The organism is Achromobacter sp. KK8, from assembly GCF_054188005.1.
In genome coordinates this window covers 1,565,809-1,585,679 of sequence record NZ_CM135178.1, presented here as the reverse complement: position 1 = coordinate 1,585,679, position 19,871 = coordinate 1,565,809, and the positions used below count along the sequence as shown (strand labels likewise).

18 protein-coding genes are annotated in these 19,871 nt (G+C 68.9%); 2 read left to right on the top strand and 16 right to left on the bottom strand.

The genetic code is table 11. The features are described 5' to 3' along the window. Window positions 1-7 precede the first annotated feature (7 nt). Genes ACVN9Z_RS07350 through ACVN9Z_RS07320 form a run of 7 tightly spaced genes read right to left on the bottom strand, consistent with a single transcriptional unit; the run spans window position 8 to window position 6,707 of the window. Window positions 8-1,453 carry an FAD/NAD(P)-dependent oxidoreductase gene (locus tag ACVN9Z_RS07350; RefSeq protein ID WP_054473268.1) on the bottom strand — a complete coding sequence of 482 codons (1,446 nt, stop codon included), beginning with the start codon at window positions 1,451-1,453 and terminating at the stop codon, window positions 8-10. After that, window positions 1,450-1,758, bottom strand: coding sequence for a (2Fe-2S)-binding protein (locus tag ACVN9Z_RS07345; RefSeq protein ID WP_006389495.1), 309 nt, complete (start codon window positions 1,756-1,758; stop codon window positions 1,450-1,452). The genes ACVN9Z_RS07350 and ACVN9Z_RS07345 overlap by 4 nt, the downstream gene beginning before the upstream one ends. Then, entirely contained in the window at window positions 1,742-2,899 is a 1,158-nt protein-coding gene (locus tag ACVN9Z_RS07340) for an NAD(P)/FAD-dependent oxidoreductase (RefSeq protein ID WP_006389496.1), read from the bottom strand. The genes ACVN9Z_RS07345 and ACVN9Z_RS07340 overlap by 17 nt, the downstream gene beginning before the upstream one ends. Further along, window positions 2,899-3,699: an ABC transporter permease gene (locus ACVN9Z_RS07335; protein WP_006389497.1), complete on the bottom strand. Its 801-nt coding sequence runs from the start codon at window positions 3,697-3,699 to the stop codon at window positions 2,899-2,901. The genes ACVN9Z_RS07340 and ACVN9Z_RS07335 overlap by 1 nt, the downstream gene beginning before the upstream one ends. A 1-nt stretch (window position 3,700) precedes the next feature. After that, complete coding sequence (locus ACVN9Z_RS07330; RefSeq protein ID WP_054485417.1) at window positions 3,701-4,567, bottom strand: ABC transporter permease; 867 nt, start codon at window positions 4,565-4,567, stop codon at window positions 3,701-3,703. Beyond that, a complete protein-coding gene (locus ACVN9Z_RS07325) occupies window positions 4,564-5,619 on the bottom strand; it encodes an ABC transporter ATP-binding protein (protein WP_458213281.1) in 1,056 nt (351 codons plus the stop codon). The genes ACVN9Z_RS07330 and ACVN9Z_RS07325 overlap by 4 nt, the downstream gene beginning before the upstream one ends. Window positions 5,620-5,675: 56 nt before the next feature. Beyond that, window positions 5,676-6,707, bottom strand: a complete 1,032-nt coding sequence (locus ACVN9Z_RS07320) for an ABC transporter substrate-binding protein (protein ID WP_458213280.1) — start codon at window positions 6,705-6,707, stop codon at window positions 5,676-5,678. A gap of 230 nt (window positions 6,708-6,937) precedes the next feature. Here ACVN9Z_RS07320 and ACVN9Z_RS07315 point away from each other — a divergent pair, with 230 nt between their 5' ends. Beyond that, on the top strand, window positions 6,938-7,735 hold the full coding sequence (locus ACVN9Z_RS07315) for a GntR family transcriptional regulator (RefSeq protein ID WP_049070371.1): 798 nt from the start codon (window positions 6,938-6,940) through the stop codon (window positions 7,733-7,735). Here the strand turns inward: ACVN9Z_RS07315 and ACVN9Z_RS07310 are convergent. The 3 genes from ACVN9Z_RS07310 to ACVN9Z_RS07300 are packed head-to-tail and all read right to left on the bottom strand — an operon-like array spanning window position 7,722 to window position 12,523. Beyond that, window positions 7,722-9,452: a hydantoinase B/oxoprolinase family protein gene (locus tag ACVN9Z_RS07310; protein WP_458213279.1), complete on the bottom strand. Its 1,731-nt coding sequence runs from the start codon at window positions 9,450-9,452 to the stop codon at window positions 7,722-7,724. The genes ACVN9Z_RS07315 and ACVN9Z_RS07310 overlap by 14 nt on opposite strands. Then, window positions 9,445-11,502 (bottom strand): hydantoinase/oxoprolinase family protein, encoded by a 2,058-nt coding sequence (locus ACVN9Z_RS07305; RefSeq protein WP_024067322.1) that lies wholly within the window; start codon window positions 11,500-11,502, stop codon window positions 9,445-9,447. The genes ACVN9Z_RS07310 and ACVN9Z_RS07305 overlap by 8 nt, the downstream gene beginning before the upstream one ends. A 40-nt stretch (window positions 11,503-11,542) precedes the next feature. Continuing rightward, window positions 11,543-12,523, bottom strand: a complete 981-nt coding sequence (locus ACVN9Z_RS07300) for a Bug family tripartite tricarboxylate transporter substrate binding protein (protein WP_047992369.1) — start codon at window positions 12,521-12,523, stop codon at window positions 11,543-11,545. A gap of 169 nt (window positions 12,524-12,692) precedes the next feature. On the opposite strand from ACVN9Z_RS07300, the gene ACVN9Z_RS07295 reads away from it, so the two are divergent. After that, entirely contained in the window at window positions 12,693-13,589 is an 897-nt protein-coding gene (locus ACVN9Z_RS07295; RefSeq protein WP_006389505.1) for a LysR family transcriptional regulator, read from the top strand. Between the two features lie 73 nt (window positions 13,590-13,662). Here the strand turns inward: ACVN9Z_RS07295 and ACVN9Z_RS07290 are convergent, their stop codons facing one another. The 6 genes from ACVN9Z_RS07290 to ACVN9Z_RS07265 form a co-directional block, all read right to left on the bottom strand. Further along, complete coding sequence (locus ACVN9Z_RS07290; RefSeq protein WP_006389506.1) at window positions 13,663-14,496, bottom strand: AraC family transcriptional regulator; 834 nt, start codon at window positions 14,494-14,496, stop codon at window positions 13,663-13,665. Between the two features lie 376 nt (window positions 14,497-14,872). Further along, entirely contained in the window at window positions 14,873-15,811 is a 939-nt protein-coding gene (locus ACVN9Z_RS07285) for a 2-hydroxyacid dehydrogenase (RefSeq protein ID WP_458213278.1), read from the bottom strand. 90 nt (window positions 15,812-15,901) lie between these two features. Continuing rightward, a complete protein-coding gene (locus ACVN9Z_RS07280) occupies window positions 15,902-16,969 on the bottom strand; it encodes an ABC transporter substrate-binding protein (protein WP_458213277.1) in 1,068 nt (355 codons plus the stop codon). Further along, a complete protein-coding gene (locus tag ACVN9Z_RS07275) occupies window positions 16,966-18,138 on the bottom strand; it encodes an NAD(P)/FAD-dependent oxidoreductase (protein ID WP_054485422.1) in 1,173 nt (390 codons plus the stop codon). Before ACVN9Z_RS07275 ends, ACVN9Z_RS07280 begins: the two co-directional genes overlap by 4 nt. Beyond that, on the bottom strand, window positions 18,135-19,514 hold the full coding sequence (locus ACVN9Z_RS07270) for an FAD/NAD(P)-dependent oxidoreductase (RefSeq protein WP_429941576.1): 1,380 nt from the start codon (window positions 19,512-19,514) through the stop codon (window positions 18,135-18,137). Before ACVN9Z_RS07270 ends, ACVN9Z_RS07275 begins: the two co-directional genes overlap by 4 nt. Next, window positions 19,511-19,840: a (2Fe-2S)-binding protein gene (locus ACVN9Z_RS07265; protein WP_054442484.1), complete on the bottom strand. Its 330-nt coding sequence runs from the start codon at window positions 19,838-19,840 to the stop codon at window positions 19,511-19,513. The genes ACVN9Z_RS07270 and ACVN9Z_RS07265 overlap by 4 nt, the downstream gene beginning before the upstream one ends. Window positions 19,841-19,871: the final 31 nt, after the last annotated feature.

The following is a 19,871-nucleotide window of genomic DNA, read 5'->3' as shown; positions in this document are numbered from 1 at the left end:
CGGGCTCCTATTTCTTCAGCCGCACCACCGCCTGGCGCGACTCGTCGGTCTGCGGCAGCGACGCCAGCTCGCCCAGCGTCAGCGGCTTGGTCGGAAAGCGCAGGCGGTAGTAGCCCACTTCCGGCACCGGCACGCCGCGTTCCTCGGCGATGATCTCCGACACCGTCAGGCCGCAGAAGCGTCCCTGGCACGGCCCCATGCCGCAGCGCAGGAAGGCCTTCATCTGGTTCGGGCCGCTGCAACCGAGCTTGACGGTGTCGCGCACCTGCGCCGCCGTCACTTCCTCGCAACGGCAGACGATGGTGTCGCCAGTGGGGCGGCGGAAGGTCTCGGGCGCCTTGTACAAGGCATCGAAGAACTCGCGTCCGCGCACCGACCGCGCCAGCGCGGCACGTGGCGCGGCGGCCTCGCTGTCGCGCCGCGCCGCATCGATGCGGCCCAGCAGGTGCGCGGCCTGCAACGCCGCCAGCCGGCCGCGCTGTTCAGCCGCCAGCGCGCCGGCGATGCCGGCGCCGTCGCCCGCCATGCCTACGCCATCCACCGAGGTCAGGCCCCACTCGTCCACGTCTGGCTCCCAACAGTCCAGCGCCGTGTTCCAGCGATGCTCGGCGCCGATGGCGCGCGACAGGTTGACGTTGGGCACCACACCCTGGTGCAGCATCAGCTGCTGTGCAGGCAGCGTCCTGGTTTCTCCCGCCGCGGTGGTGTAGCGCACGCTCTCCAGCTTGTCCTGACCCAGCGCTTCCAGCGCCGTCACGCCCTTGATGATGGGTACCGCCGCCTTGACCGCGCGCAGCAGCGACAGCCCCTTGCCCAGATACGGCGAACGCAGGAAGTCCCACACCTTGGGCAGGGCCTGGCGCAGACGGCCGGGCGGCGTGGTTTCGAGCAGCGCGTCGATCTTGACGCCGGCGTTCAGGTACTGCCACGCCACCAGGTACAGCAGCGGGCCGCAGCCGGCCAGCACCGTGCGGTCGGCCGGCACCATGCCGGCCGACTTCAACAGGATCTGCGCGGCGCCGGCGGTGATGACGCCGGGCAAGGTCCAGCCGGGAATCGGGAACGGCCGCTCCTGCGCGCCGGTAGCCAGCAGCAGGCGCCGCGCATGCAGGATGCGCGCTTCGCCGGCCACCGAGTACGCCACCTCGAAGCCGCGCTGCGGCTCGGGCGCGGTGCGCTCGGCCACCGCCCACACGGTCGCGCCCGGCTCATAGCGCGCGCCCGACTGCCTGAATGGCTCGACCAGTGAAGCGCCATGCCAGTAGTCCGGCCCCAGCACGGCGCGGTCGGTGACCGGCGTGGTGGTGATGGCGCGGTAGATCTGGCCGCCCGGCGCCGCCTGTTCATCCAGCAACACCGTGTCCACGCCCAGGCGCGCGGCCGTGGTGGCGGCAGCCAACCCGGCGGGACCCGCGCCCACCACCAGCAAATCGCATTGCGTCGTCTCGATCATGCCTGCACCTTGCGCGCGCCAAGCTGGCGCTCGATCTTCATGCCGTCACGCACGGCCGTCATGCAGCCCTGCTGGTTGGCCTGGCCGTCGATCGTGACCAGGCAGTCGTAGCACACGCCCATCATGCAATAGGGGCCGCGCGGCACTTCGCCCACCGCGGTGTCGCGACAGGCCTGCATGCCGCCGGCAAAGAGCGCCGCGGCCACGCTGTCGCCGGCGCGGCACTGCAGTTCGGCGCCGTTCACCGTCACCCGCACCGGCGCGCCCTGCGCCTGGCGCTGCGCCTCGTCAAGCCTCTTGAACATGGAACCTCCGGGTCGAGAAGGGCGCCATGTCGTCGGCCAGTTGGCCGGCGGCGATCATGGGCGCCAGTTTGAGCGCGTGCGCGGCCGCCAGGGTGACGCCGCTGTGACAGGTGGCGACGAAGGCGCCGGGGCACGTCTCGGATTGTTGATAGATGGGGAAACCGTCCTTGGACATCACGCGCAGCGCGGCCCAGCTGCGCACCACGCGCACCTCGCGCAAGGCGGGCAGCGTGCGCACGGCGCGGTCGGCCAGCGTGCCCAGGATCGGCAAGCCCACCTGGTTGTCCACATAGCCGGCCTCTTCCTGCGAATCGCCGATCAGCCAGGTGCCTTCGTCGGTCTGGCGCAGCGTCGATAGCGGCGTTTCCAGCAGGCGGCGGGTGCGCTCCAGCACCACGATCTGGCCGCGCTGCGGCCGCACCGGCACCGCCAGGCCGACCTGTTCGCCCAGCGCCTTGTTCGACAGGCCGCTGGCCAGCACCAGCTTGCGCGCCCGCACCGTGCCGGTGGGCGTGGTCACCTCGAACACGCCGTCGCGCTGGCGGACCTGCTGCGCCGGGCAGCGCGGCAGGTAATCCACAGCCCGCTGTGCAAAACTCATGTGCAGCGCCCGTAGCAGCTTGAGCGGATTGGCGATGCCGTCGACCGGCGTCCAGGTGGCGCCGCGCACCTCCGGGCCGATGCCGGGCACCATGTCGGCAAGCTCGTGGCGGTCCAGCATTTTCCAGTCGTACTGCGCCATGCCGGGCTGCGCCAGCAGCGTGCGCATGAAGGTGGCGCGCGCTTCCATTTCCTCGTCGCTCAACAACGCGTGCAGGCCGCCGCGCTGCTCCAGGTGCACGTCCACCCCGGTCTGCTCCCGCAGCTCGGCCGCCAGCTGCGGCCAGGCGCCGGCCGAGGTCATGGTCCACACGCCGTAGCGCGGCAGGCCCATGCCCTTGCTCTGCACCCAGACCAGGCCGAAGTTGCCGCGCGAGGCGCGGTAGGCCACGTCGCCTTCGTCCAATACCGCGACGTGGTCCAGTTCGCGCCGCAGCCCGTAGGCCACGGCCGAGCCGACCAGGCCGCCGCCGATCACCACGGCGTCGTAGACGCCGCGATGCGCCGGCGCGCGCGGCGCCTGTTGTATTTCTTCCGTCATTAGCGTCCCTTTCCGACAAACAGCTTTTCCAGGCCGACCAGGCGGTCCAGAATGAAGATGGCGATGATGGTCACATAGATCAGCACGGCCGACACCGCCGTCACCAGCGGGTCGATGGTGTCTTCGATGTGCAGGAAGATGCGCACCGGCAGCGTGGTGGTGGAGGGCGAGGCGATGAAGATCGACATGGTCAGCTCGTCGAAGCTGGTGATGAAGGCGATCACCCAGCCGCTGACCACGCCCGGCAGCAACAGCGGCAGCACCACGCGCCGGAACGCCGTCCAGTGGGAGGCGCCCAGCGACTGCGCCGCGCGCTCCAGCGCCGGGTCGATGCCGGTGGCCGAGGCCAGCACCAGCCGCAGCGCGTAGGGCATCACCAGGATCACGTGGGCCACCACCAGTCCCACGTAGGTGCCGGCCAGGTCCACCGTGGTGAAGAATTTCAGGAAGGCCAGGCCCAGCACCACGTGCGGAATCATCAGCGGCGACAGGAAGAACGCCACCAGCGCCTCGCGGCCGCGGAAGCGGTTGCGCGCCAGCGCCAGCGCGCTGGGCACCGCCAGCGCGATCGCCAGCGTCGCCGACAGCGTGCCCAGCCCCAGGCTGAACCAGAACGCCTCGATGAAGCGCGGGTTGTCCAGGATGGCGCGGAACCAGCGCAGCGACAGCCCCCCGCTGGGCAGCGAGATGAAGCCCTCCGAGGTGAACGCCACCGCGCACACCATCACGATCGGCGCCAGGATGAACAGGATGAAGAGGGTGTGGAACAGCAGGCCGATGGGGCCGTTGCGAAAGTTCATGTCAGGCCCCCGACGGATTGAAGACCGCGCCATAGCGGCGCTCGATCAGCCGGTTGGCCGACAGCAGCACCACCACGGTCGCCACCAGCAGCACCACCGCCAGCGCCGCGCCCAGCGGCCAGTTGAGCGTGTTGAGGAACTCGTCGTAGGCGGCGGTGGCCACGTTCTTCAGGCGCCGGCCGCCGATGATGGCCGGCGTGGCGAAGGAACTGGCGGCCATCGCGAACACCATGATCGAACCCGACAGGATGCCCGGCATGACCTGCGGCACGATCACGCGACGGATCACGGTGAACTGGCTGGCGCCCAGCGACAGCGCGGCGGCCTCGGTCGACGGATTGATCCGCTGCAACGACGCCCACACCGCGATCACCATGAACGGCACCAGCACGTGCGTCAGCGCGATGCCCACGCCCAGGTTGCTGTACATCAGGTCGATCGGCGTGGACACCAGGCCGATGCCCATGAGCGCCTTGTTGATGAGACCGGTGGACCCGAACAGCAGCGCCCAGCCCAGCGTGCGCACCACCACCGAGATCAGCAGCGGCCCCAGCACCACCATCAGGAACAGGCCCTTCCACGGATTGGCCATGCGCGACAGCACGTAGGCCTCGGCCGTGCCGAGCACGAGGCATGCCAGCGTCACCAGCGCCGCCACGCCGAAGGTGCGGGCGTAGATCTCGTAGTAATAGCCGTCGCTGAAAATCTCGATGTAGTTCTTCCAGGTGAAGGTGGCCTGCATGCCGCCGTAGAACTGGAAGTCGAAGAAGCTGATCAGCAGCACCAGCGCCATCGGCACCACCAGGAAGGTGGCGTACACCGCCAGCGCCGGCGCGCTCAGCAGCCAGGGGTTGGTGCGCGCGCTCATTTTGCCGGCTCCTGGCCGGCCACCGCGCACATGTCCTGCGCGCGCCAGCGCAGGTGCACGATCTCGCCCTCGGCGGGCACCGGCACGCCATCGTTCTGGCGGATCACCATGACTTCGCCCACCGAGGTCTCGACCTGGCACAGCCAGTGGTTGCCCTGGAACACGCGCGTCTTCATGCGGCCGGGCAGGGCACAGGCGCCGGCCTCGGCGAACAGGATTTTTTCCGGCCGCACGATCACCGCACCCTGCGGCACGGGCTGCCCGTCCATGGCGATGTGGGCCTCGCCGATGCGCGCCCGCACCTCGCCGTCATAAGACTGCGGCGAGGGCGTGAATACATTGGCCTTGCCCAGGAAGCCGCCGACGAAGCGGTTCGACGGCCCTTCATACGCGGCGAACGGCTCGGCCACCTGCTCGACCCGGCCCTGGTTCATCACCACGATGCGGTCGGACAGCGCCAGGGCTTCGGACTGGTCGTGCGTCACCAGGATGGTGGTGGTGCCGACGGTGCGCTGGATGCTGCGTAGTTCCAGCTGCATTTCCTCGCGCAGCTTGGCGTCCAGGTTAGACAGCGGCTCGTCCAGCAGCAGCACGCTGGGGCGGATCACCAGCGCCCGCGCCAGCGCCACGCGCTGCTGCTGGCCGCCCGACATGCGCGCCGGGTGGCGGTCGGCCAGATGCGACAGGCCCACCAGCTTGAGCGCCTCGGCCACCCGCGCCTGCCGCTCGTCCTTGCCGACCCGCTGCATCTCCAGGCCGAACGACACGTTCTCGGCCGCGGTCATGTGCGGGAACAGCGCGTAGTTCTGGAACACCATGCCCAGCCCGCGCTTGTTCGCGGGCGTCCTGCTGACGTCCTTGCCGTCCAGCACGATGCTGCCGCCGCTGGGCTCGACGAACCCGGCGATCATCTGCAGCGTGGTGGTCTTGCCGCAACCCGACGGCCCCAGCAGCGATATGAATTCGCCGCGTTCGACCGACAGGCTCAGGTCCTCGACCGCCGTCAGGTCGCCGTAGCGCTTGGACAGGCGGTTCAATACGAGATAACTCATGGATGCTCCCGCTGGCGGCACGCCCGCGCCGCCGTTGCGTCCTGGTGTACGAAACGTCAACGCTCGATTTCACGCGTCCAGCGCTTGTTCCAGTCGTCCCGGTTCTGGTTGACCGTGTCCCAGTCGATCACGATCAGGTCGGCGGCGCGCTTGCCGATCGGCAGCGGCACGCGCGGATCGTCGGCCACCTTGGCCTGCTTGTTGACCGGGCCATAGCCGTAGGCGCTGGCCAGCTGCTCCTGCACCTTCGGGCTCACCAGGTAGTTGACGAAGGCCTGCGCCAGCGGATTGGCGTTGGCCTTGGCCACCGGGCACACCGACGACAGCAGCGCGTAGGCGCCTTCCTGCGGATAGACGAAGCCCACCGGGAAGCCGGTGTCGGCGAAGGCCTTGACGCGGCCGCTGCCCCACACCGCGATGGTGGCCTGGCCGCTGGAGAACAGCTCGGTCATCTTGCCCGGCGACGGCTCGTACACCAGCACGTTGGGGCCGACCTCGTCCTTGAAGGTCTTGAAGCCGGCGTCGATCTTCTTCTCGCCGCCGCCGCCTTCGCGGGCGTATTCGACCAGCGCGTGCAGGCCGTAAGTGTTGTTCAGCGGCGGCACCACCAGCTGCTTCTTGTACTTGGGATCCTTCAGGTCCTTCCACGAGGTGGGCGCGGCCCACTTGCGCTCGTCGAAGACCTTCTTGTTGTACATGATGCCGGTGGCGACGATGCCGATGGCCACGGCCTTGTCGTCCTTGTAGCGCGCGGTGCCGTAGATGTCGTCGGCCGGCAGGCCCTGGATCGGCGCGCAGAAGCCCAGCGCGATGGCCTGGTACATCGGGCCGTCGTCGATGATGGCGACGTCGATCTGCTGGTTGCTTTTCTGCGCCTGCAGGCGCGCCACCGTGTTGGTGGAGTTGCCGGCCACGTAATCCAGCTCGACGCCGTGCTGCTTGGCGAAGGGCGGGAAGATGTCCTTGCGCATGATGTCTTCGAACGAGCCGCCGTAGCCGGCCACCACCAACTTCTGCTGCGCCTGCGCGTTGGCGCACACACCGACGGCCATTGTGGCCGCCGCCAGGACTGCGAGTACCTTGCCCATGAAAACCCCCGTTATTGGAAGAGAACTGCAAGAACTGCCGGTGCTGCCTGAATCCGGGGATGGACTCGCCGCAGAAAAAAATGCGGACCCGCTTGCCCCGCGACCTCATGTCCGCCGTACAATTTGTCCGTACATGAATGTCCGGACAAATAATGGATCCGCAAGGCGGGGCCTGTCAATCGGTTATTGTCCGTACAAACCCCGATAGAACGAGAAAAGGAGCCACCCCCATGACCCGATCCTCCGAACGCGCGCCCGACCCGGCCGCCGCGCGCGAGGCCCGCGGCCAGGCCACGGGGCCGGACGACGAGGCTGGCGGCCCGCGCTACAAGAGCATCTACCAGCAGCTGGCGCGCGACATCGGCAGCGGCCGCTATCCGGTCATGACGCTGCTGCCGACCGAACACGAACTGTGCGAACAATTCGGCGCCAGCCGCCACACCATCCGCGAGGCCATCCGCATGCTGACGGTGGCCGGCATGGTGTCGCGCCGCCCCGGCGTCGGCACGCGCGTCGAGACCGCCCACGCCAGCACCCGCTTCACCCAACGCATCTCGCAGTTCCCGGACCTGCTGCAATACGCGCGCAACGCCGCGCTGCTGGTGCAGGACGTGCGCACCATCAAGCTCACCAAGCGGCTGGCCGAGAGCCTGGGCGCCGAGCCCGGCCAGCCGTGGCTGCACATCAACTCCATCAAGACGCTGGGCGACCAGGACACGCCGGTGGCGTGCACGCTGATCTACGCCGATCCGGCGCATTCCGACCTGCGCGCCGACATTCAGCCGCGCATTTCGCTGCTGCGGCTGATCGAGGACCACTTCGGCAACCGCATCCACGAGGTCAACCAGGAGTTCTCGGCCACGCCCATCGCGGCGGGGATCGCCAGACAGCTCCAGGTCGAACCGCAGACGGCGGGCTTCGTCATCACCCGCCGCTACTACGGCAGCGGCGGGGTGCTGCTGCTGGCCACGATCACCACTTTTCCGCATGACAAGATGAAGTACTCGATGTCGCTCAACGTGGCGTAGTGGGGGCTTCGTAGCCATAGGCCGCGCGCGCCGCTTCCGGACTGATCTTGCCGTCGGCCAGGTCGCGCTCGATGCGGTTGCGGGTCCGCTCGGCCACGGGGCCATAGCCGCCCGCGCCCGGGGTCTCGATGCGCACGCTCTCGCCTGGCGCCAGCGCGATGTTGGCGGTCTTGGAGAACAATTCCTCTTCGGCCGGCGTGCCGAAATTGCGCACCAGCCGAGCTCGACGGCCATCGGCGCCACCCGCCACTCCCGCGGCCACGCCCACGGTATGGCTGTCGGAACGCGCCGAGAACACGATGCCGGGCCCGACCGCGCGGATCTGCTTGGCGATGCCCATGCCGCCGCGGGTGCGGCCGGCGCCGCCGGAATCCTGGATCATGGCGTACTCGTCCATCAGCAGTGGATACTCGTTTTCCAGCGCCTCCACCGGCAGGTTGGACGTATTGGTCATGTGCACGTGCACCGCGTCCATGCCGTCGGCATCGAAGCGCGCGCCGGCGCCGCCGCCCAGCGTTTCCAGGTACACGAAGTGGCCGGCGCGCTCGCGCCAGCGGCCCGAGAACACGATGGCCGGGCAGCAGTCGTTGCTGGACGCCATGGTCTTTTCCGCCGGCAGCAGGCCGCGGAACGCGCCGAAGATGGCGCCCGCCACTTTCTGCGCGGTGATCGAGCGCGCGCCCACCGCCGCCGGATGCTCGGGGTTGGTGATGGTGCCCACCGGCGCCGACACGCTGATCGGATCGAACAGGCCGGCGTTGGGCGCCAGGTCCGGATCCAGCAGCGCCTTGACCGCGTAGTACACGCAGGCCCGCAGCGCGTTGAACGGCAGGTTCATGGCGCCGCGCGCCTGCTTGCCGGAGCCCTCGAAATCGAAATGCAGGCGGTCGCGACTGACCGTCAGCGTCACCTGGATCGGCACCGGATCGCCGCCCATGCCGTCGTCGTCCAGGTCGCTGCGGAAGGTGTAGCTGCCCTGCGCCAGCTCGCCGATGCGGTTGAGCAGGCGGCGGCGGGTGTAGGTGATGACGTCCTCGACCGAGCGCAGCACCGCCTCCAGCCCCATCTGCCGGATCAGGCCCTGCACGGCGGCCGCGCCGCGGCGGTTGGTGGCCATCTGCACGCGCAGGTCCAGCACCCGTTCCTCCGGGTCGCGGGTGTTGGCGCAGATCAGGCGCAGCAGATCTTCGTCCACCTCGCCGGCGCGCGCGATACGGCTGGCGGGAATGCGGATGCCTTCCTCGAAGATCGACTTCAGGCCGCCGGCGATCGAGCCGGGCACCGCGCCGCCCACGTCCGAATGGTGGGCGATGTTGGCGGCGAAAAAGCGCAGCGTGCCTTCCCAAAACACTGGCGTGACGATGTTGATGTCGGGCAGGTGGCTGCCATCGGCCAGGTAGGGGTCGTTGCAGATGAACACGTCGCCGTCACGGATCTGGTCGGCCCCAAAGGTACGCAGGATCGCGCCCATGGCGCCGTCCAGCGAGCCCAGGTGCAGCGGAATCTGCGTGCCCTGCGCCACCAGCCGGCCGGCGGCGTCGAACAGCGCCACCGAGCAGTCCTTGCGTTCCTTGATGTTGGTCGAGAACGAGGCCCGCACCAGCGTGTTGTTCATGTCTTCGGTGATCGATAGCAGGCGGTTGCAGAACACCTCCATGCCGACCGGATCGGCCAGGGCAACGCCGCTGTCTTGATTGGCTTGATGGGCTTCACGCATGGGAGCCTCCTTGCAAACGGATGATCAGGTTGCCGTAGGCGTCGACCTCGACGTCCTGGCCGGCGCCGACCACGGTGGTCGAGCTCATTTCCTCCAGCAGCGCCGGGCCGCTGAAGCGCACTCCGGTGGGCACGCGGTCGCGGTCATAGACCGGCGTATCCAGCCAGCCGTGGCGCTCGCCGAAGTAAGCGCGGCGTTCGCCGATGCGTGCGCCGTCCAGCGTGCCATCGACCTGGCGCGGCGCCAGCGGCGCCTTCACCACCTGGCCCACCGCCTGCATGCGGCAGTTGATGATCTGCACCTTGCGGTCGTCGACGGTGTAGCCGTATTCGCGCTCGTGCGCCTCGGCGAAGCGGCGCGCGAACTCGGCGTAGCCGCCGGCGCCGGTATCGTCCAGCGCCACCTGCACTTCGAAGTTCTGGCCCTCGTAGCGCGCGTCGATGGCGCTGCGGTACAGGCGCAGCGCCGGTTCCACGCGTTCTTCTTCCAGCCAGCGTTCGGCCTGATCGCGCAGCCCGTCGAAGATCGTCGATACGCCGTCCCAGCTTTCCGCGCTGGCCAGCGCGATCTCGCTGCGCACGAAGTCGAACGAGATGTCGCTGAGCAGGATGCCGCGCGCGCACATGGTGCCCGGCTCCTGCGGCACGATCACCGTGGGGATGCCGCATTCCTCGGCCACCTCGACCGCGTGCAGCGGCCCCGCGCCGCCATAGGCATACAGGGCGAATTGCGACAGGTCGTAGCCGCGCTCGGTCGACACGGCGCGGATGGCGCGGCTCATGTTGGCCGCCGCGATGCGCAGGATGCCTTCGGCCGCGGCCTCGCGCGTCAGCCCCAGCGGCCGCGCCACGCGTTCGTCGATCACCTGGCGCGCGGCCTCGGCATGCACCGGCATGCGGCCGTTGAGCAGCGCCACCGGATTCAGGCGCTGCAGCGCGATCTCGGCATCGGTGATGGTCGGCTCGGTGCCGCCCCGGCCATAGCCCACCGGTCCCGGCACCGCGCCGGCGCTGTGCGGCCCGACCTTCAACGCGCCCGCGTCGTCGAGCCAGGCAATGCTGCCGCCGCCCGCGCCGATCACGTGGATGTCCACCATCGGCGTCTTCACCGGATAGCCCGCCACCTGGCGATGCGAGGTGAACAGCGGCCGGCCATCGCAGATCAGCGACACGTCGGTGCTGGTGCCGCCGACGTCGAACGTCACCAGGTTCAGGCTGCCGATGGCGCGGCCCACCGCGGCCGCGCCCACCACGCCGGCGGCCGGCCCCGACAGGCAGGTGCGCACCGGATACTGGCGCACCGTGGCGATCGACATCAGGCCGCCATTGGAATGGATGGTGTGCGGCTCGTGGCCGATATCCAGCTCGCGCACGCGCTGCAGGAAGCGTTCCAGGTAGCGCGCCATCTTCGGCCCCACAGCGGCGTTCAGCACCGTGGTCGACAGGCGCTCGTATTCGCGGAATTCCGGCAGCACGTCAGACGACAGGCTGATATACGCATCGGGCATCTCCTCGGCCACGATGCGCGCGGCCTGTTGCTCGTGCGCCGGGTTGCGGTAGGCATGCAGAAAGCAGATGGTCACGGCGTCGATGCCGGCGGCGGCAAAGCGCCGCGCTGCCGCCCGCACCGCGTCCCCATCCAGCGGTGTCAGCACCTCGCCTTGCGCGTTGACGCGCTCGGCCACTTCGGCGCGGAACTCGCGCGGCACCGCCACCGGCGGCTTGCCGACGCTGTAGTCGTACAGGTGCGGCCGCGTCTGCCGGCCGATCTCCAGCACGTCGCGAAACCCCTGCGTGGTGATCAGGCCGACGCGCGCGCCCTTGCGCTCGATGATGAGGTTGGTCGCCACCGTGGTGCCATGGCCCACGTGCGACACCTGCGACGGCGCCACGCCGTGACTGGCCAGCATCTGCCCGATGCCGGTGGCGATGGCTTCCGATGGGTCCGACGGCGTCGACGGCACCTTGTGAAAATGCACGATGCCTTGATCTTCGTCGATCATCGTGAAGTCGGTAAACGTGCCTCCGACGTCTATCCCTATGCGATACATGCTTGTGCTTCCCTGAAAGAAAAGAAGGGCGCGGCCGCGCTCAGTCCAGCTTGATGCCGGCCTGCTTGACCACGCCGCACCATTTGTCGATTTCGCTCTTGATCATGGTGCCGAAGGCCGGCCCGGCCACGTCCGAGACCTGCGCGCCCTGTTGTTCCAGATAGGCCTTCATGGCGGGCGCGTGCAGCGTCTGCGCCAGCGCATCGGTCAACTTGACGCGCAGCGGCTCGGGCAGCTTGGCCGGGGCCAGCATGCCGAACCACACCATCGCCTCGTAACCGGGGTAGCCGGACTCGGCCACCGTCGGCACGTCGGGCAGCATCGGCGAGCGTTGCGGCGAGGTCACCGCCAGCGCCTTGATCTTGCCGTCCTTGATATACGGATAGGACGTCATCACCACGTCCATCATCATGTTGATCTGGCCGCCCACCAGGTCGATCAACGCCGGGCCCGAACCGCGGTAGGGCACGTGCACCATCGACACGCCGGCCGTGCTCTTGAACAGTTCGGCGGCCAGGTGGTTGGAGGTGCCCTGGCCGTTGGAGGCGAACGAGTATTTCTCGGGCTCTTTCTTGAGCAGCGCCACGAACTCCCGCAGGTTGTTGGCGGGCACCGACTGGTTCACGGACATGACGTTGGGAATGGTGGCGACGACGGTCAGCGGCGTGAAGTCCTTGAGCGCGTCGTACGGCAGCTTCGAATACACGCAGGGCGCGCTGCCGTGCGTGCTGACCGAACCCATCAGGATGGTGTAGCCGTCGGCCGGCTGGCGCGCCACGTATTCGGTGCCGACGGTGCCGCCGGCGCCGGGCCGGTTCTCGACGATGACGTTGGCCGACAGGCGCTGGCCCAGGCCTTCGGCGATCTTGCGCGCGATCAGGTCGGTCGAGCCGCCCGCCGCGAACGGCACCACGATGCGGATCACCTTGTCGGGCCACTCGGCGCGGGCCGGTAGCGCGGCGGCGGCCAGCGCGGCCGCCCCGAATGCAAGACAGCAACTGCGAATGAACGCTGCGTTCATGACTTCCCCTTGTTGATAGAACTTCCTTGCGGCCCGATCATGGATGCCGAGCCTGAGAGGCATTGCCCCGGGTTCACTGCAACAACGGGAACATCCTAGGCCTGTGCGGCGCGCGCCAGCAGTCCTTGCGGTTTATATTGATATAGATGCCATTTATAGGTGGGCGGCGGTGAAGCATCCGGACCTGAATCTGCTTGTGCATTTCGACGCATTGATGACCTGCCGCAATGTGTCGCGCGCGGCCGAGCAACTCGGCATCAGCCAACCCGCCATGAGCGCCGCGATGAACCGTCTGCGGCAACTGTTCGGCGATCCGCTGCTGGTGCGCGAAGGCGGCGCGTGGCAGCCGACGCAGCGCGCGCACGAACTGCACCAGGGCTTTCTGCCGCTGTTGGAAGGTTGGCGCCGCGCCACCCGCACGCGCGAGGTGTTCGACCCGGCGCACTCGGCCCGCAGCCTGTCGTTCTATGCCACCGACTATGTGCAATACACGCTGCTGCCCAAGCTGATTCCGCGCCTGGCGGTGGATGCGCCGCACTTCCAGCTGTTGATCGTGCCGGCGCGGCCGCAGCACGGCCTGAGCATGCTGGACACCAATCATGTGGAACTGATCGCCGGCTACTTTCCGGACCCGGCGCCGGACCTGCGCACGCGCTTCCTGTACCAGGAACCGGCAGTGTGCATCGTGCGCGAAGGCCATCCCTGTCTGCGCAAGCGCTGGAACCTGGATGCCTACCTGAGCTACGGGCACCTGGACCTGGCGGCCCACACGCGCTACTTCAGCAAGGCCATCGACCGCATCCTGATGGGACAGAACCGCAGCCGCCGCATCGTGGCGACGCTGTCGAGCTACATGGTGTGCCCGTTCATCGTCGAGGCCTCGGATCTGATCGCGACGATGCCGGTGAGCATCGCCAAGGCCATGTCGGGCAGCGCGCGCATCGTCACGCTCAAGGCGCCGCTGAGCCTGCCGGCGATCACGGTGTCGCTGTACTGGCACGAGCGCTACCAGGACGATCCGGCGCATGCGTGGCTGCGGCAATATCTGGCGGGCGTGCTGGGCTAACGGCGGCGCGAAGCCGCGCCCGTGCCGCGCGCGACGGCCGCGTCAACGCAGGCCATCGCGCGGCTTGCGGCGCTTACTTCAACGGCATGCAGATACGCGTCTGCAATTGCGCGGGCGGCGTGCTGCGCGGGTCGTTCAGGTACTGCTCGAACATGGGGAAGTCCGCCGGCACCATGCCGCTGGCGGGCAGCCATTCCGAGAACATCCAGTTGTAGGGCTTGTCCATCTCGTTGTACGGGCCGGTGTAGGTCAGCACCGCGCAGCGGATGGCGGGGATCTCGAAGCGTTCCAGTTCGTCGCCCAGCTCGGCGTCGGGCGCGACCGATACGCCTGCCATCGAGCGCAACTGGGCCGGCGGCACCTGCTCGGGGTCGTCGAAGTAGACGCCGAAGCCGATGGCCTCGGGACGCGCCAGGCCGCGGCTGGCCGCGAGCATGAAGGCGCGGGTGAAGACCGGGCCGATTTCCTGGTAGCTGCCATGGTGCGGCAGGGCGGCCAGCACGGCGCCGGGGAAGGTTTCGATGGTGATGGGGTACATGCCTAGCTCCTTGGGGTCGAAGGGTCGGGAGCGGGTCGCGCGGTAGCGCCCCGGCGGGATGCCGAAGGTCGCGCCGAACGCGCGGTTGAAGGCGGCGTCCGACTCATAGCCGGCGCGCTGCGCCACGTCACGCAAGGAATCCCCGGTGCTGCCCAGCGAGACGGCCGCGCGATGCATGCGGATGCGTTGCACGGTGGCGTTCACGGTTTCGCCCATCACGGCGCGGTAGACGCGGTGGAAGTGATAGGGCGAGAGGCAAGCCAGGTCGGCCAACTGGTAGAGGTCGGGGTCGGCGTCGGGGTGGCTTGCCAGCCAGCGCAGGACGGGGTCCAGGCGGTGGGCGTAGGTGGCGCGAGTTTGGGGTTTCAATTGCGTGGCTCCTTGGGGAGCAAATGTAGGCGGCCTTGGTTTGCAGATTTTGCGGTTTTTTTGTTGGGTGGATGGAGTTTTTTTGCTGGTGGAGGGCGGCGTTCTTTAGACGCCAGGAGCGCCGTGCCGAGGGGTGGGCGGGGCTACGACTGCGGTCCGGAGCGTTTGCTCCGGACTGCCCCATCCTCATCCTCGTCGCCTGCGGCTCCTTCGGATTCCGTCGGGCGCGTCTACACGCCCCGCCCACCCCTCGGTACGGCGCTCCTGGCTCTTGTTGATTTCACTTTACGGGCGCTGGGGGAGGAAAGCGGGTTTTCCACAGGCCTTGGTTTTCTCGCGCAACGCGCCGGCTGTGGATAAGTGCTTGGCGGGGTTTTCAGTAGCCGCGGGCGGGGTCGTAGATGTTGGGCAAGGCCTCGCCGCGTTCGTTGGCGGTGATGAGCCAGGCGGTGTGGCGGGCGCGTTCCTGGCGGTCGGGGATGGCGGCGCAGTGGGGGGTGATGATGATGTTGGGGTGGGTCCAGAGGGGGGACTCGGGCGGCAGGGGTTCGGGGTCGAAGACGTCCAGCAAGGCCTGGTGCAGGTGACCGCTGTCCAGGGCATCGAGAAGGTCCCGCGTGACCATGTGGCTGCCGCGGCCGGCGTTGATGAGGCTGGCGCCGCGCGGCAGGTGGGCGAAGGTGTCGCGGTTGAGGATGCCGCGGGTGGCTTCGGTGGCGGGGAGCAGGCAGACCAGCAGGTCGGTGCGGGACAGGAATTCGGGGAACTGGTCGGGGCCGGCGTAGGACGGCAGGCCGTCGGGCAAGGTGGTGGCGCCGCGCGACCAGCCGCTGACGGGGAAACCGACCTTGGCCAGCAGGCGGGCGGCGGCGATGCCGAGGTGGCCCAGGCCCATGATGCCGACGCGCACGTCGGCGGCCACGCGCAGCGAGTCGTACAGTTCCCAGTGGCGGCGGGCCTGCTGGTCGATGGCGCGCTTGAGGTCGCGCGTCAGCATCAGGGCGCTGGTCAGCACGAACTCGGCCATCTCGGTTTCGGTGCGCGGCGTGACCATGCGGGCGATGCGCAGGTGGCGCGGCCAGGCAGGGTCGGAGACGATGTGGTCGACGCCGGCGCCGGCGCTGATGATGAGCTTGAGGTTGGGGAAGGTGGCCAGGCGGCCGGGGTCGGGGGCCCAGACCAGGGCGTAGTCGATCGAGGCGGGGTCGACGTCGTCGAACCAGCTGACGATCTCCAGATCGGGCGCGTGGCGCTTGAACTGCTCGCGCCATTCTTCCATGGCCGATTCGCCGCCGGACCTGATGATGAGCCGCATGCCTGGCCTCCTGCGTTGCGGGCGCGCGCGCCCTGGGTGTGATCGGCGCCGAGCCGCCCGCGATGCGCGGACGGCGCGGCGCGCCTGACGTCAGCGTTCGACCGTGCGGTTCCAGCGCGCGTTGAAGGCGGGACGGGTGGCGTTGATCTGGTCCCAGTCCAGGATCTTGGCGTTGGCCATGTAGCCCTGGAAGCGCTTGAGCGCTTCTTCGGTGCCGGCCGGCGGTTGAACGTTCTTATTGGACGGGAAATGGCCGCCCATTTCCAGTGCCTTGGCCTGCGCCTGCGGCGACAGCAGATACAGCGCCAGCTTCTGCGCCAGTTCCGGCTCGCTGTTCTTGGCGATGACGCATTCGGCCACCATCAGGATCACCGAGCCTTCCTTGGGCTGGGCGTATTCCACCGGGATGTCGCGCTTTTTCAGGCGGGCGATGGCGGTGGGCGTGAGCGGGAAGATGGCGGCTTCGTTGGACTGGATCATCTCGGCCAGCTTGGCCGAGTTGGGGATGTATTCCAGCACGTTGGTGCCGATGGTGGACGGCCACTGCTTGAAGCCGGGCTCGGTGTTCTGGTCGTTGCCGCCCTGGATGCGGTTGAACATCAGGAAGCCGTGCAGGCCGAAGGTGCTGCCCGAGGCCGACTGGAACACCACCTTGCCCTTGAACTTGGGATCGGCCAGGTCCATCCACGAGGTCGGCGGCGCCCAGCCCTTGTCCTTGAACAGGCGGGTGTTGTAGCCCAGGCCGGTCATGCCGATGTCGATGCCGGCGGCCATGCGGTCCTTCATGACGGCGGTGGGGTAGAGATCCTTGAGCACCGGGTCGTCATTGAGCGGCTCGCACAGGCCCATGGAAATGGCGCGCGCCATGATGCCGTCGTCCAGGAACATGACGTGCATCTGCGGCTTGTCCTTGAACGCCTGGGCCTTGGCCAGCACGTCGGTGGAGGTGCCGGGCACCACCACGATCTTGACGTTGTTGGCCTTCTCGAAATCCGGGAACACGTACTGCGTGAAGGCGCGTTCCATGTCGCCGCCGTTCATGCCGACGTACAGCGTCTTCTGCTGCGCCATGGCGCCCGCCGACAGCGCGGCCAGCGCCAGGCCCAGCAGCCACTTCCCCTTGGACGGGCGGCGAACGCCCTGTTTGTTGTGCTTCATGGTGACTCCAGCGTTTGCTCACGAACAGGCCCCAACCGAGCCACGGCGCCGTGAGCGGCCCCCGTGTATCGTCCGATGCCGAAGGCGTCGATGGGAATGGAAGACCGGCCGTTAACGACCAGTTCGGAAAGCACTTCGCCCACGGCGGGGCCGATCTGGAAGCCCGCGCCCGACAGGCCGAAGGCATGGAACAGACCCGGCACGGTGGCGCTGGAGCCCAGCACGGGATTGTGGTCGGGCATGTTGCCCTCGACCCCGGTCCAGAAGCGGATGACCTGCGCGCCGCGCAATGGCGGCAGCAGGCGCGCGGCGTTGGCCATCAGCGGGCCCAGCGCCTCGCGGCCGGGACGGGCGTAATCGGGGCCGGCGGACACGGCGCGGCCGCCGCCGATGACGCAATTGCCGCGCGCCACCTGCCGCGCATAGATGCCGCCACCCTGCATGCCCAGGCTGACGTCCATGAACAGCGGCAACGGCTCGGTCACCATCATCAGCGGATGGATGGAAGTCTCGGGCACGGTCTCGCCGAAGTCCTGCGCGAAGCGTCCGGCCCACGCTCCGGCGCAATTGAGCAGGAAGCGCGAACGCACCTCCAGCGCATCGCCGACGCGCAGGATGAAGCGGTCGCCGTCATGGACCGCTTCGGTGACGCGGGTCGATTCGCGCACGTCTGCGCCCAGCGCGCGGGCCGCGCGCCCAAAGGCGGGCGAGACCAGGCGCGGGTTGGCGTGGCCGTCCTCGGGACAGAACGAGCCGCCCACCACGTGCGCGCCCAGCCAGCCGAAGCGCCGCGCCAGCGCGGCGCGGTCCAGCATTTCCAGGTTCATGCCGAAGCCACGGGTCTGCGCGCGATAGGCGTGCAAGGCGTCCAGGTCCGCGTCCGAGCACGCCAACTTCAAGTGGCCCGAGCGCACGTATTCGCCGTCGATGCCGATCAGTTGCGGCAGTTGGCCCCACAATTCGTGCGCGCGGCGCGCCAGCGGCATCTGCTCCAGGCCACGGCCCTGGCGGCGCACGCCGCCGTAGTTGACGCCGCTGGCGCGGGCGCCGCACAGCGCGGCCTCCAGCAGCACCACCGGCACGCCCAGCCGGCGCAGGAACAGCGCGGCGCTGCCGCCGACGATGCCGCCGCCGAGAATGGCGACTTCGGTGTCGATGCGTTCGGTCATGGCGCGGCCTTCTCCGTGCGATCGAGACAGACGATATCCACTGGAATCGGCTTGACCGGCGGCTGGCCGCGCAGGCGGCCGACGCCGTCCAGTCCGGCGCCGCAGGCGTGCGCCAGCACTTCGGCCGCGCCGGCGCCGCACATGCGGCCCTGGCAGCGTCCCATGCCGACGCGCGTCAGCGCCTTCAGGCGGTTCAGCTCGCGCGCGCCGGTGCCATGGATCACGGCGCGCAGTGTGCCGGCGGTGACTTCCTCGCAGCGGCACACCACGGTGTCGTCGGCGATGGCGGCGGCCCAATCCTCGGGAAACGGAAAGGCGCGTTCGAGCGCGTCGCGCACGCGGCCGTTGGCGGCCAGGCAGGCTTCGAGTTCGCGCGCCCGCTGCGCCGGCTGCGCATGGCCCGCATCCTCCAGCAAGGCGAGCGCGGCGCGCTCGCCGGCCAGCTCGGCCGCGTCGGCGCCGCCGATGCCGGCGCCGTCGCCAGCCACGTACACGCCGGCCACGCTGCTGCGTCCGGCCGCGTCCAGGCGCGGCGTCCAGGCACGGTCACGCGCGTTGAAAATGAACTGGCAGCCCACCAGGCTCGCCAGCTGCGTTTCGGAACGCAGCGACAGGCCGTAGCCCAAGGCATCGCAATCCACCCGCCGCTGGCGCGATCCCTGACGGTAGACCAGCCCGGTGACGCGCGCCTCGCCCTCGGCCCGCACCGGCCGCACGCCGCTGGCCATCGGCACGCCATGCGCGCGCAGCCAGGCCATGTAGTACAGCCCCTTGGCCAGCAGGCCCGGCGCGCGCAGCATGGCGGGCAAGGCGGCCAGGCGGTTGGCGAAGCGCGAGGTATCCAGCACCGCCACAACACGGGCGCCGGCCTTGGCGTACTGGTAGGCGACCAGATAGAGCAGGGGGCCGGTGCCCAGGAACGCGACCCGCTCGCCGATGGCGCAGCCCTGGTGCTTCAACGCCACCTGCGAACCGCCCAGGGTGTACACGCCCGGCGTCAGCCAGCCCGGGAACGGCAGCACGCGGTCGGTGGCGCCGGTGGCCAGGATCAAGTGGGTATAGGGCACGGGCTCGCTCTTGCCGTCGCGCAGCACGTCCAGCGTCTTGCCCTCGGCGTTCCACACCAGGCTGCCGGGGCGATAGTCCAGCTGCGGCGCCAGCTCGTCCATCTTGCGATGCAGCGCGTCGGCCTTGCGATGCTCGAAGCCGTACAACGCCGCCTTGGGCCGCGCGAAGCCCGGCGGCGGCTGGCGGTAGATCTGGCCGCCGGCGCGCGGCGCCTCGTCCAGCACCACCGGCCGCAGGCCCTGCGCCGCCAGCGTCTGCGCGGCGCGGATGCCGGCCGGACCGGCCCCCACGATCACGGGCAGGATCATGATGCGTCGCCCCCCGCCGCCAGCGTGCCCGGCACGTGTTCCGCGCGCAGCGGCGCGCTGCGCAGGCGCATGCCGGCTTCGATGTAGGTGGAACAGGCGCGCAGCCGCGTGCCATCCTCGCGCTGCATCCAGCAGTCCTGGCAGGCGCCCATCATGCAGAAACCGGCGCGCGGGCCGCCGCCGAATTCCGACACGCGCAGGCGTTCGGCCTGCGTCAGCACCGCCGTCAGCACGGTATCGCCGGCCAGCGCGGTGCAGGGTTTGCCGTCCAGCGTGAAGGCGACGGCGGGCCGGGCCGTTTCGGCCAGGCGTTTCAGTATTGCCATGATGGCGGGGTCTCCTGTTGCGTACCCGGCT